10 protein-coding genes and 1 tRNA gene are annotated in these 12,350 nt (G+C 63.1%); 5 read left to right on the top strand and 6 right to left on the bottom strand.

The genetic code is table 11. The features are described from left to right. Positions 1-137 precede the first annotated feature (137 nt). The 5 genes from H8A92_RS10175 to H8A92_RS10155 form a co-directional block, all read right to left on the bottom strand. Positions 138-584, bottom strand: a complete 447-nt coding sequence (locus H8A92_RS10175) for a VOC family protein (RefSeq protein ID WP_163150982.1) — start codon at positions 582-584, stop codon at positions 138-140. 171 nt (positions 585-755) lie between these two features. Beyond that, a complete protein-coding gene (locus tag H8A92_RS10170; protein WP_338026524.1) occupies positions 756-1,841 on the bottom strand; it encodes a 3-deoxy-7-phosphoheptulonate synthase in 1,086 nt (361 codons plus the stop codon). 240 nt (positions 1,842-2,081) lie between these two features. Then, positions 2,082-2,654 (bottom strand): HdeD family acid-resistance protein, encoded by a 573-nt coding sequence (locus H8A92_RS10165; RefSeq protein WP_229195675.1) that lies wholly within the window; start codon positions 2,652-2,654, stop codon positions 2,082-2,084. Between the two features lie 89 nt (positions 2,655-2,743). Continuing rightward, positions 2,744-4,600, bottom strand: coding sequence for an acyltransferase family protein (locus H8A92_RS10160; protein WP_229195674.1), 1,857 nt, complete (start codon positions 4,598-4,600; stop codon positions 2,744-2,746). Between the two features lie 79 nt (positions 4,601-4,679). Further along, entirely contained in the window at positions 4,680-5,717 is a 1,038-nt protein-coding gene (locus H8A92_RS10155) for a PrsW family glutamic-type intramembrane protease (RefSeq protein WP_229195673.1), read from the bottom strand. A 546-nt stretch (positions 5,718-6,263) separates the two neighbouring features. Here H8A92_RS10155 and H8A92_RS10150 point away from each other — a divergent pair. Beyond that, entirely contained in the window at positions 6,264-7,169 is a 906-nt protein-coding gene (locus H8A92_RS10150) for a sulfite exporter TauE/SafE family protein (RefSeq protein ID WP_229195672.1), read from the top strand. Between the two features lie 34 nt (positions 7,170-7,203). Here the strand turns inward: H8A92_RS10150 and H8A92_RS10145 are convergent, their stop codons facing one another. Beyond that, the gene (locus H8A92_RS10145; protein ID WP_229195671.1) at positions 7,204-8,436 is read right to left on the bottom strand and encodes a Zn-dependent hydrolase; all 1,233 of its coding nucleotides are present in this window, start codon (positions 8,434-8,436) and stop codon (positions 7,204-7,206) included. A 182-nt stretch (positions 8,437-8,618) separates the two neighbouring features. On the opposite strand from H8A92_RS10145, the gene H8A92_RS10140 reads away from it, so the two are divergent. The 4 genes from H8A92_RS10140 to H8A92_RS10125 all read left to right on the top strand — a co-directional run bounded on the left by H8A92_RS10140 (position 8,619) and on the right by H8A92_RS10125 (position 12,327). After that, complete coding sequence (locus H8A92_RS10140; protein ID WP_229195670.1) at positions 8,619-8,960, top strand: hypothetical protein; 342 nt, start codon at positions 8,619-8,621, stop codon at positions 8,958-8,960. Positions 8,961-9,035: 75 nt separating this feature from the next. Further along, complete coding sequence (locus H8A92_RS10135) at positions 9,036-9,185, top strand: hypothetical protein (protein ID WP_229195669.1); 150 nt, start codon at positions 9,036-9,038, stop codon at positions 9,183-9,185. Positions 9,186-9,329: 144 nt separating this feature from the next. Next, a tRNA-Glu gene (locus tag H8A92_RS10130) sits at positions 9,330-9,404 on the top strand. Positions 9,405-9,540: 136 nt separating this feature from the next. After that, positions 9,541-12,327 (top strand): UPF0182 family membrane protein, encoded by a 2,787-nt coding sequence (locus H8A92_RS10125; protein WP_229195668.1) that lies wholly within the window; start codon positions 9,541-9,543, stop codon positions 12,325-12,327. Positions 12,328-12,350: the final 23 nt, after the last annotated feature.

The following is a 12,350-nucleotide window of genomic DNA, read 5'->3' as shown; positions in this document are numbered from 1 at the left end:
TCTCATCACGCTCTAGGCCGCCAGCAACGCCGGCACGGTACCTATTTTGGAATCAAAGGGCACGCCGCAAACAGGGCGAGGTCTTCCCGTGCGGAGATTCGCAAGCGGCTAAATCCGCACCCGGTGCGGCCACAGCGTTAGCCGTATTTGACGGTAGTGCTCTGGCCCACCTCGATCAGATAACCGTCGGGGTCGCGGATGTAGCAGCGCCACTCGCCGTATTTCTCCAACGGCTCGGTGATGAACTCGGCTCCTCGGCTTTTCCAGAGTCGATAGCACGCTTGAATATCCGCAACGCGGAGATTCAGAAAACTGTTGATGTTGTTAGGGTCGGGAACGCTGAGCGATACCGTCGGCTTGTCCGGTGTCGGTCCGCCTCCGACGTTCAAAATCATCCAGATATTTTCGAATTGAAGATATCCGGGCGCATTGCCGTCACCGAGGCTCAAAATGCGAGCGCCGAAAACCTTTTCATAGTAGCGAGCCGATCGCTCAATGTCGGCGACGGTGAGAAATTGGGCGATGCTGATCCCCTCCTGCGGGGGCATCTCGTAACTCTTTTGCTCGATTTGTACGCTGTTCATTGAGAACTCCTCGTTCGAGCCCCGCGACCATTAAACACCTTCAGCCAGTCGTATGACACCTCCATTCCGGCGCCTCGCGCTGCAACGGTACCGACGCGCAACGGCTCTCGGAAAGCTGGCGGAGCGCGATTTCGTGCGCACCGCCAGCAAAGCTCAATCCGGACCGTCGCGTCAGGCCGAGCGCTCCTGCAGGCCGTCACGCCGCGCCTTGCGCCTGGCATCGACGGCATCGGCGAGCTGCTTCAGCACGTCAGCAGTCACATCGAGGTCGATGCAGCCGTCCGTGATGCTCTGGCCGTAGGTCAGCGGCTTGCCCGGTACGACGTCCTGACGACCGACGACCAGATTGCTCTCGATCATCACGCCGATGATGCGCTGTTCGCCGCCGGCGACCTGCTTCGCGATATCAGCGGCAACCTGCGGCTGGTTCTCCGGCTTCTTGCTGCTGTTGGCGTGGCTGGTGTCGATCATCAGCCGCGGTGCGACACCGGCGTGACCGAGTTCGACGGCGGCAGCATCGACGCTTGCGGCATCATAGTTCGGCACCCGGCCGCCGCGCAGGATGACGTGGCAGTCCTCGTTGCCGCTGGTGGCGGCGATCGCCGACCGGCCGCCCTTGGTGACCGCCATGAAATGATGCGGGTGCGACGCCGACTTCACCGCGTCCGCCGCGATCCGCACGCCGCCGTCGGTGCTGTTCTTGAAGCCGACCGGGCAGGACAGACCGGACGCCAGCTCGCGATGGATCTGGCTCTCGGTGGTGCGCGCGCCGATCGCAGCCCAGGACACGAGATCCGCGATGTATTGCGGCGTCGTCATATCGAGGAATTCGGTGCCGGCCGGCAGGCCGAGATTGTTCACGGCCGACAGCACGTTGCGGGCCAGCCGCAGGCCCTTGTTGATGTCGAAGCTGCCGTCGAGATCGGGATCATTGATCAGCCCCTTCCAGCCGACGGTGGTGCGCGGCTTCTCGAAATAGACCCGCATCACGATCTCGAGGCGGTCGGCGAGCTGTTCACGCAGACCGGCGAGACGCTCGGCGTAATCGACGGCCGCCGCGGGATCGTGGATGGAGCAGGGGCCGACGACGACCAGCAGGCGGTCATCGGTGCCGTTGAGGATCGCGTGGATGGCGTTGCGGGCGCCCATCACCACGCGTGTCGCCGTCAGCGTGCGCGGGACCTCCCGCATCACCTCTTCAGGCGTACTCAGCTCTTTCAGTTCCTTGATGCGAAGATCGTCTGTCGTACTCAACACGGCTGGCTCCTTTGGGATTTTTAGGACCTGCCGGCACACAAAAAAGCCGCCAGGTCTGGCGGCTTGTTTTGGATGTTTGCTGCAATTCTTCAGATTGAGCGCGATCCTCCTGCCGCCAGCGAGCTGTCGTAGCTAAAGTACCAAAAATAGCTGGTGGCGACGGTGATCATGGGGCGGCTCTATAGCGCACGGATGCGGGCCTGTCACCCCCCCAATCCGCGCAGGGCAGCCAGTTGCCTGTCAGGTGTTGCGCGCCGCCAACGCCATGCCGATCAGGGTCGCCCCGCCGAACATCAGATTGAGGCCGACGAGGAGGCCGATCGCCCATCCGGCCGACTCCGGCAGGCCGGCGATGATGAAGAACGCGATCACGACATCCATCAGGCCGGCGATCAGGAGCCAGGACCAGCGTCCCGACAATTCGCGGCGATGCTCCAGCGCGTACATGATGGTGGCAACGCCCTCGGCGATGAAATAGGCGCCGATGACGATGGTCAGCGTCAGCACGCCCTGCATCGGACGGGCGAGCAGCACCATGCCGGCCAGCACGGCGAGCGCGGCCGAGATCAGCGACCACCAGAAGCCCGGCATGTTGCGCGCCCAGAACGTTGCGATCAGCCCGCCGATGCCTGAGATCAGGAACATCCAGCCGAGGAAGATGGTGACGGCGAGGCTCGCGAAGGTCGGCACGATCATCGCGGCGATGCCGAGGACGACGAGCAGGATGCCTTCGAACAGGAATGCCTTCCAGTGCTGCTTGACGGCGGCCTTCACTTCCGATCGCAGCTTGTCGAGGTCGTTGGACAGGGTCATCGCGGCTCTCCGGATCTGCGCGTGTGCAGTCTATCCTAACCGGCTACAAATGGTCAGCCCCGTCAGTTGCGGCAGCGATAGCTGTGCGCTCATCTTTCCGCATGGCGGTTTTCGACAGCCAGAATCCTTGGCACAAGCCTGGCCGCCAGATATCGCGAGGCGCGCGGCGACAGATGCAGGAAGTCGGCCGATACCAGATCGTTTGCGCTGGTCCCGACCCTCGTCAGACATCCGTCCGCGTTGCACAGCTCCTCATAGGGCGACAGATATTCGATCCCGAGATCGGCGGCGATCTGCCCAACCCTGTCGTCAGCCTGCTTGGTCGATCGCACATCGTGGCTGCGTTCCGGGATCAACGCATGATGGCGCAGGAAATATTGCACCGTCAGATGGGGCACCGTGTCGGTCCACACCGGGACAGGGCCGACCAGGATGACACGGGCGTCGCCGGCCTGTCTGAGGGCGGCAATCGTTGGGCGGAGATCGTCGGCGGTGGGTTCTCTGCTCCACAACATGTGCAGGAGCACGACATCGGGGTGCGAGCGGGCAACCGCAGCAACGATGTGGCGGTTGGTCTGAACACAAAACGGAATGGTCTCGGCCTGCGTGGTGAAGAGCGGCGGGCACGAATTGACGGTGAACTGGGCCAACCCGAATTGATCGCCCTGGACTTGCCGCAGCCCGGCGGCAAGCATGCCGGCGGTCGAATCGCCCCATACGAAAACAAGCGGACGCTTGCTGGCGTCGACGCAACTCGGATCAAACGCGGGATCGGCGGAAGCGGAGATATGGCATTCGCCGTATCTCAGGAAGTCCCTGGATACGGTCATGGCGCCGGCTTCGCGAACGATCGCCGGAAGCCGAAAGGCAAAGCCGTCGACGATCGCCAAAGCTCCCACCGATGCAACGGCCACCAACGATGCCGCAAGGACCGGCGCCACCCGCCACTGCCCGAACCTGATTGGGCGCTCGACGTAGCGAAAGGTTGCCCAGGCCAGAATGAAGCTGGCCCCAACGGCCAGCCCGTTCTCGGCCAAAGTCAGGGGACGACCTTTGAAGCTCGCCGCAAAAACCAGGATCGGCCAATGCCAGAGGTAGAGCGGATAGCTGATCAGCCCGATCGCGACCGCGGTACGGGTCGAGAGAAATCGATTGCGACCTGACATGATGAGGGCCGCGGCTGCGGCGACCGGCGCCACCGCTGCGATCCCGGGGTAGGTCATGGAGGGCGAATAGAATGCGGTTACCGCCGCGATCACTGCGAGCGCGGACCATCCGAGAAGGTCGCGCGCGGCGGAGAATCCGTTGGGCAGGCAGACGGCCACCAATGCTCCGGCCGCGAGCTCCCACGCCCGCGTGAACGGCTGGTAGAATGCGGCTTCAGGGTTGGTTCGAACGACCAGGATATTTGCGACAAGCGATGCGATGAAGATCAGGGCAAGGGGGGCGGCGGCGATCCGCCATCGCATCAGCGCCCACAGCAGCAAAGGCCAGACAAGATAGAACTGTTCCTCGATGCCGAGCGACCAGAGATGGAGCAGCGGCTTCGTTTGCGCGGCCGCGTCGAAATAGCCACCTTCCGAATAGAACAGCAGGTTTGCCGAGAAACCCGCGCCTGCCGCAATCTCCTTTCCAAGGGCCACCAACTCGCTCGGCATCAGAAGTTGCCATCCGGCGATGAAGGCGGCGATCAAGACGACGATCAGGGCGGGAAAAATCCTGCGAATGCGACGCGCATAGAACGTCGCAAGGCTGAAGCTCCCGTTCTGAATGTCACCATAGATGATCCCGGTGATCAGGTAGCCGGAAATGACGAAGAAGATGTCGACCCCGACGAAACCCCCCGGAACATATTGCGGGAACGCGTGGCCGAGCACGACCAACGAGACGGCAACGGCCCGTAGGCCATCGATATCCGGCCGATAATTCTTGTAGTTGTGCCCCATCGTCCTCTCGCGCCTAGTCTGTGTCCCTCCCTGAACCCGCCGAGGTTATTTTGCAAGGGGAGCGGAGCCGGACGGGGCGCTAGCTTTGACCGGGCGCGGACGGAAAGCCCTCGGCGGCGGTCCGCATCCGGTTGCGGCCGAGGAAGTAGACGGCGGTGGTCGCGATCAGGAGCGCAAGTCCGATCAGGATCGAGGTGAAGCCGATCGGAACCAGGATGAAGGACGCATTGCGCTCGGGATTGACGTACCAGTGATGCAGCGAGGTCAACAGGAAGGAGACACCGGCAAAACCAGTCCCGCCGCCGATCAGCAGCAGCGCCCACATCCGCCGCAGCTGGCTGAGCCGCTCGCGGGCTACGTCGGTGCGCGGCGCATGATGTTTGCCGAGGCGGCGCACCAGTCGGACTGCAAAACCGATCGAGGAGAAGCCGATCAGCACGCTCGCCGAGCCGAGCAGCAGGTGCGCGTTCGAGCTGAGATCGGGGATACGCTGCAGCGCGAGCAGCGGAAAGTCGAACGCCGCGTGCAGCAGGACCGGCGCCACCAGCACCAGCGACCAGTTCGTGATGCGGGCCCAGTCGCGGTGGCCCCGGTAGGCGCCGAGCGCGCCGCCGGAGCGCGCGATTGCAAGGTAGGCGCCGGCGATGATACCGAGCGCGCCGTGAAACGGCACGGTCAGCACGCTGCGCAACGCCGCGAGCGCGCGCCACATGTCCTTGTGCTGGACGAGATAGGCGAGGTTCTCGTAAGCCGCGAATCCGAGCCCGGCAGCCGCGCCATAGACCACCGTATCCATCGGATCGGCGAAGGCGCGGCGGCGCGTCGAGATGACGACGATGACGAGAACCTTGACGATCTCCTCCGGCACCGCGACGCCGAACAGAGCGCGCATCGCCTGCGTCGCCCAGGGATTGTCGGGGATGGCGAGCAGCGCATTGAACGGAATTCGCGCCAGCCCCAGCAGCGAGATGCTGGCTGCGCCGAGCACGAAGGCGAGCCACACCTGCACCGGCGGTCCGGGGCGCTCGTCGGCGGCGATGACGAGCCACAATACCAGCAGTGCGGGAGCAATGGCGGCGGCGCCGACTACCGTTGGAAGCGACTCAAGCAACAACATGAGCCGGACGGGCCCCTTTGATGGCACCAAAGCGATGCGTGCCAAAGAAATGGCAGCAAGTTCAGCGGATTGCAAATCGGGCGGTGAAGGGAAAATCGGGCGGTGAGGGAAATCGGGTCGGCCGACACGGTTCTCGTGTCCGATATACCACGGCGCCTGCGAAAGCGCGTCGGAAACCCGTCATTTCGGGTCTCAATCGGCTCGAAGCCGCGGCGAGGTTCCTGTCGGCGGAATGCCACAGGCGGCATGCCAGGCGAAGGAGTTTCCATGCCCGAACTTGTGATGAGGTGGCGCCCTGTCGGGTCAACCGGTTGGCCTTGATGTCGCGAGCCGCGCCGACAAGTTAGATCACGCCATCACGACAACACCGATCCGAAGATCGCGGCGAACGTCACGGCGCAGCGCCATGGCGCTGCGTGGTGGCGATGTGCCGTGACGGCGAGGGCGGTGCCTTGCGACGGCCCACGGCCGCAAGTTTCGACACCGCGTTCCCTTCCATGGGCTATAATGTCGCGGGCAAAGCGACTGATCCGGTAAAAGCCAAAGATGACGTCAATTGATTCTGCTGTGATCGTTCTTGCCGCGATCGCTCTGTTTGCGGCCTTTGTGAACGGTGCGCTGGGTTACGGGTTTTCCTCGCTCACCGTGCCGGTCGCCCTTGTCTTCTACACCAACCGCGTCCTCAACCCTGCCGTCGTCATCGTCGAAGTCGTCGTCAATCTGTATGTTCTGTGCATCAACCTGAGCGGCGTTCCGGCGGTGTGGCGGCGTGTGCTGCCTATTCTGATCGGCCTGGTGCCGGGCATCGCGGTCGGAGCCTTTACGCTGACGTCGTTGCAGCCGGGCTGGACCAAATTCGCCACCTACTCGATCATCCTGCCGCTGATCCTGCTGCAGGCGGCCGGTTGGCGGAGGCCGATCCAGTCGAAATGGCTGGTCGGTTTGCCGTTTGGAACGACGCTCGGAGTCCTGTACTCGGTCACGACCATCTCGGGACCGCCGCTGGCGATCCTTTTCAACAATCAGGGTCTCGTCAAAGACGAGTTCCGGGCCGGTCTCGCACTGGTTCGGGTGACCGAGTCCAGCCTGACTGCGATCGCGTACTACAAGCTCGGCCTCTTCATCGAAGAGAGCCGGAGCATCCTGTTCGTGCTCGTTCCCTGCGTTGTCGTCGGCATACCGCTCGGGGCCTGGCTGATCCGGCGGCTGGATGCCGAGACGTTTCGCCGGATCTGCATGAGCTTCGATGCGTGGGTCGTGGGCTTCGGCCTGTCGCGCGTGCTGATGGAAGTGAAGCTGATCGAAAGCCCATGGGCCTACAGCGTCATGGCCGCCACGATGCTGATCGACGTCTGCTTGCTGTACGTCTTCTTCACCGCGCGGAGAGGCGGCGTGCAGAGCTCGCACGCGATGGCTTCGCTGAAATCCGGCACCCGGAGCGGTCCGAGCTGACGACGGACCTGCTGCGCGGTGCGTCCGCAAGTGGCTAGCCTGCCAGCAGGCGCCGGCAGGTTTCGACAAACACTTCGGCTCCCGTGACGATGTCGACATCGGCGGTGTTCTCGCTCCAGTGATGGCTGATGCCGCCGATCGACGGCACGAACAGCATCGCCGCCGGCATGATGGTGGCGAGGACCTGGGCGTCGTGGCCGGCGCCGCTCGGCATCCGGATTGATTTGCCGCCGGCGCAGGCTGCGCTCGCGGCCTCGATCGTATCCTGGAACGCGGGCGTCATCATCGCGGGCACGCCGGTGCGGATGCGCTCAACCTGCACGCTGCAGCGGCCTTGCGCGGTGACGTCGGCCGCCATCCGCTGCAAGCGCTCCTCGAGGCGGGCGATCACCTCGGGATTGTCGTCGCGGATCTGGAACAGCATCTCGGCGCTGCCCGGGATCACGCTCGGCGCCCCCGGATCCAGCGTGATGCGGCCGGTGGTCCACACCGTGCGTGGTCCGCACAGGGCAGGGAAGCTGTCGTCGATCGCGACGCAGAACCGCGCCAATGCAAGGCCCGCATCCTTGCGCACCGCCATCCGCGTGGTGCCGGCATGGTTCTGCTCGCCGGTGAACGTGATGCGGTACTGCCAGATGCCGACGATGGACGTGACGATACCGATCTTGAGCCCGCTGCCCTCCAGCGTGTCGCCTTGCTCGATATGGGCTTCGAGATAGCCGATATGGCGACGAGGTTCGGCGTTGAGGCGCGGCCGGCCGGCGAAGCCCGCATCGTGCAGCGCCTGTCGCATGGTGCGATCGCTGGAGCGGTCGCGCGCTGCATCGATATCGGCTTCGGTGACGGTCCCGGCGAAGGAACGGCTGCCGAGGAAGCTGCCGAAATGTCCTTCCTCGTCGCACCACGCGGCGACCTCGACCGCGCCGCGAACCTCCGGATCGGGATTGATGACGCGCGCCGCCTCGAGCGCATAGATCACGCCGAGCGGTCCATCGAGCCAGCCCGCATGGTTCTGGCTTTCCAGATGCGAGCCGGCGAGCAGTTTCGGTCCGGCCTTCGCGCTGAAGCCGAGCACGTTGCCGATGCCGTCGATCGTTGCAGTGAGACCTGCGTCGGGCAGATGTCCGGCGAGCCAATCGAGCGAGCGCAAATGCGGATCCGAGAATGTCGGCTTGTGCACGCCGGTCTTGTAGGCGCCGATCGCACGCAGCGCGTTGAGATCGGCGAGCACGCGCTTGCCGTCGAAGCGACCGTTGATGCCTGGCATAAGTGGACTCCGGATTAGCGTTTTGATTGGCGTGTTCGCGCCTCAATCCCGTCTTGATGCCGTCGAGGTTGGGTGCGACGGAATAAACCAGGGCAAACGAATTGTTAGCGGTTCTGCTCTTAGGTCGCAGTACTGATGTCGCAGTACTGATGTCGCGGTACGAATAGCGTGTGAGTGTGATCATGTCTGCATTCCGGAACTGGGCTCGCAAGGCCGCTGTGCTGTTTCTTCCGATCGCGCTCGGCGCCTGTGCGCAATATTCGCAACAATACAGCATGACGACCCCGCCGCCGGGAACAGGTCCGCTGGCCTGGGACGGTGCCGGACAGGATCCCAATCAGCCGCAGCCGCGCCGCCATGCGCGGAATGCTTCGCCGGCGGCAGCAGAGACGCAACTGTCGGAAGAGGATGCCGATGACCGGCTGGCGCGCAAGCTCGTGATCTGCAGCACCTGCATCAAGAAGGCGCCGGCGGTGGCAGCGGCGCAGCCGACGAATCGTCAGGATGTCGCCAGCAATCACTAGCGGCCGGCGCGGAACATGTCGCCGTTCGGCCCGCAGGCCTTAGTTAGGCCACGTTGTCGTTCGATCCGCACCGCCATGTCGTTCCGTAGATTCATTGTTCCCGCCATCGTCGTCGCACTCGCGGCCGTCATCCTGATTCATGTGGGTGGTTCGCGGGCCCACGCCCATGTGCCGCCGCATTGCGGCTTCTGGACCTCGATCGAGGCCGGGTTGTCCTGCAAGTGATCTGCGGCAGGTGACCCGGGAAAAGCGTTCTGAACGCTTGCCCGCCCGGCCAATCGCCACTATACGTTCGCCCGTCGCGGCCGTTGACGGCTGTGGCCAGTCCGGCGCATCTTACGTCTAACGTATTGATTTGCCGGGAGTTTTGCTCCCTTCGTCTATCGGTTAGGACGCCACCCTTTCACGGTGGAGAGAGCGGTTCGATTCCGCTAGGGAGCGCCATCAGCGCCATTCCATAGCTTTGTCCGAAGCGGCTCCGCCTTGGGAGCGTAATCTGGCGCGGGCTGTTTTGCGCTCCGTGTAATCCCCGCCCCAATCAAGCGGGCAGACGCCCCTCATTTCCGCTATCATTGCAGCCATGACGATCGGGATTACCGGACCCGAACGGAAGGCACCACGACAAAGTGGCGTGGTCGGGCTGATCCTTGCGACCATTGCCACTGTGATCTGCTTGATCCTGCTCGCGCTCGCGAGCGATTTCCTGGTCGACTGGCTGTGGTTTTCGTCGGTCGGCTATTTGCAAATCTTCTGGACAACCATCGGCGCCAAGGTCGCCACCTTTGCTGCGGTCTGGACGGGAACGGCTCTCGTCCTCGGGGTGAACGGGTGCCTCGCGCTGCGTTTAGCCGGCAAGCGGTCGACACAGGTTGCCGCGGCGTCCGTCTGGCAGGTCGCGGGCAGCGCGCCGCTGGATCCGTTTGCGCGGTTGTCAGATCGACTGCCGTGGCTGGCGATCGTCGCAGGCGGGGCGGCGTTGCTCGCGCTGCTCGTCGCGGCGGCCGAGGTCGGCTATTGGGGCATCTTCCTGAGGTATCTCTACCAGGCGCCCTATGGCGCAGACGATCCGCTCTTCAACAAGGACCTCGGCTTCTACCTGTTCTCGCTGCCCGCCTATGTCCTGATCAAGAACTGGATCCTGCTCACGCTGGTCCTGAGCGCACTGTTCGCCGCAACGATCTATTGGGCTCGCGGCGATATCGAATACGACGTTCATCGCCGGTCGATGTCGCCCATGGCGATCGCCCACGGTTCGGCATTGCTCGGCCTTCTCTTCGCAGTGAAGGCCTGGTCCTACGCTCTCGACCGCTATCTGCTGCTCTACGGCGACAACGGCGTTGTCGTCGGCGCAAGCTACACCGATGTGCATGTGGGGTTGCCGGCCCTGTGGCTCATGATCGCCCTCTCGATCACCGCGGCGCTCGTCGCGTGGGCAAACCTGCGGGTGCGCGGCTACCGGCTCCCGGCGGTAGCGGTCATGCTCATCGTCATCGGCGCCCTGGCATTGTCCGGCGTCGTCCCCGCGCTGTTCCGGCAATTCTTCGTCAAGCCAAGCGAGCTGGAGCTCGAGAAGCCCTACATCGAACGCAATATCGCGCTCACCCGGCAGGCGTACGATCTCGACAAGATCGTAGCCAAGCCCTTTGCCGCCGAACAGAAGCTTACCCTCAAGACGCTCGACGCCAACCAGGCGACAATCGATAATATCAGGCTGTGGGACTGGCTGCCCTTGTCGGATACCTACGCGCAGTTGCAGGAGATCCGCACCTACTACAGATTCCATGATCTCGACGTTGACCGCTACTGGCTCGACGATTCCTACCAGAGTGTGATGCTCTCGGCGCGCGAGCTGCGCTCTTCGCTCCTGCCGCCAAATGCGCAGACATGGGTCAATCGCCACGTGCTGTTCACCCACGGCAATGGTGCGGTGATGAGCCCGGTCACCCGCAAGAGCACCGAGGGTCTGCCGCTGTTCTATTTGCGGGACATTCCGCCGGTTGCGGACGGAGGCCCCAGGATCGTCGAGCCGCGCATATATTTCGGCGAGGAGAGCGACGACTACGTCCTCGTCAAGGGAAGTGCCCCGGAGTTTGATTATCCGAAAGGCAAAGACAACGTCTATGCGGAGTATGAGGGCGCGGGCGGCATTCCGATCGGCTCAGTGGCGTGGCAAACGCTGTTCGCGTACTACTTCAACGATCCGAACCTCTTGCTCTCGAACTACATCACGCCGGCGAGCCGGATCATGATCCGGCGCAATATTCGGGAGCTGGTACCCGCGATCGCGCCGTTCCTCATGCTCGATCATGATCCCTATCTGGTCATCAGCGGCGGGCGGATGTTCTGGATACAGGACGCGTATACGACGAGTTCCTATTTTCCGTCGGCGCCGCATGCGCAGGATTTCGATCTCAACTACATCAGGAATTCGGTGAAGGTCATCATCGATGCCTATCACGGGACCGTCGATTTCTATTTGATGGATCCTACAGACCCGATTGCGGCGACCTACGCGCGCATCTTTCCGCACTTGTTCAAGCAGTTCGCGGCGATGCCTGAGGACTTGCAGAAGCACATTCGATATCCGGAGGACCTGTTCCTGATTCAGGCGCGGCTGTTCCAGACCTACCACATGGAGGCCGCCGAAGTGTTCTACAATCGCGAAGATCTCTGGCAATTCCCGCGCCAGCCGGGCAGCGGCGGCGGCACCTCGGTGATGAATCCTTACTACATCATCATGCGGCTGCCCGGCGAGGCGCGGGCCGAGTTCTTCCTCATGGTTCCCATGGTGCCGAGCCGCCGCGATAACATGATCGCGTGGCTGGCGGCGCGTTGCGATGCGCCCGACTACGGCAAGCTGATCGTGTACGAATTCCCGAAGGACAAGCTCGTCTACGGGCCGTTCCAGATCGAGGCGCGGATCAATCAGAACACGGAGATATCGCAACAGCTGACTTTGTGGAATCAGATGGGCTCGCGGGTGATACGTGGGGCGAACCTGCTGGCTATACCGATCGAGAACTCGATCCTTTACGTGTCGCCGCTCTATTTGCGCGCGGAGTACGGGCACTTGCCGGAGCTGAAACGGGTGATCGCGGCCTATGGCGAGCACGTGGTGATGAAGGAGACGCTCGGCGAGGCCTTGTCGGCTCTGTTCGTCGAGGCTGGCGCGGCGCGGCCGGTCTCAGGTGCGAATGAAAACACGCCCGTCACAGGCCCGTCGACGAGCCAGGCGAGGGAGGCTCTCGATCGCTACAATCAGGCCGTTGAACGATTGCGGTCCGGCGACTGGAAGGGCTTTGGCATGCAGTTCGATGCAATGCGCGAGCTTTTGGAGGACATGAACCGACGTTCCACCGGCCACTAGTGCTCCCGGCCCCTCAAGTCTGG

The organism is Bradyrhizobium acaciae (genome assembly GCF_020889785.1).
GTDB classification, from domain to species: Bacteria; Pseudomonadota; Alphaproteobacteria; order Rhizobiales; family Xanthobacteraceae; genus Bradyrhizobium; species Bradyrhizobium acaciae.
The sequence above is the reverse complement of the archived record's forward strand: the minus strand, read 5'-3'. Positions and strand labels throughout refer to the sequence as shown.

What these genes read in the sequence shown, in the direction of transcription:
- H8A92_RS10160 (WP_229195674.1), bottom strand. Translation starts at nt 4,600, where the DNA reads ATGGGGCACAACTACAAGAATTATCGGCCGGATATCGATGGCCTACGG.
- H8A92_RS10175 (WP_163150982.1), bottom strand. Translation starts at nt 584, where the DNA reads ATGAACAGCGTACAAATCGAGCAAAAGAGTTACGAGATGCCCCCGCAG.
- H8A92_RS10150 (WP_229195672.1), top strand. Translation starts at nt 6,264, where the DNA reads ATGACGTCAATTGATTCTGCTGTGATCGTTCTTGCCGCGATCGCTCTG.
- H8A92_RS10145 (WP_229195671.1), bottom strand. Translation starts at nt 8,436, where the DNA reads ATGCCAGGCATCAACGGTCGCTTCGACGGCAAGCGCGTGCTCGCCGAT.
- H8A92_RS10140 (WP_229195670.1), top strand. Translation starts at nt 8,619, where the DNA reads ATGTCTGCATTCCGGAACTGGGCTCGCAAGGCCGCTGTGCTGTTTCTT.
- H8A92_RS10135 (WP_229195669.1), top strand. Translation starts at nt 9,036, where the DNA reads ATGTCGTTCCGTAGATTCATTGTTCCCGCCATCGTCGTCGCACTCGCG.
- H8A92_RS10125 (WP_229195668.1), top strand. Translation starts at nt 9,541, where the DNA reads ATGACGATCGGGATTACCGGACCCGAACGGAAGGCACCACGACAAAGT.
- H8A92_RS10155 (WP_229195673.1), bottom strand. Translation starts at nt 5,717, where the DNA reads ATGTTGTTGCTTGAGTCGCTTCCAACGGTAGTCGGCGCCGCCGCCATT.
- H8A92_RS10165 (WP_229195675.1), bottom strand. Translation starts at nt 2,654, where the DNA reads ATGACCCTGTCCAACGACCTCGACAAGCTGCGATCGGAAGTGAAGGCC.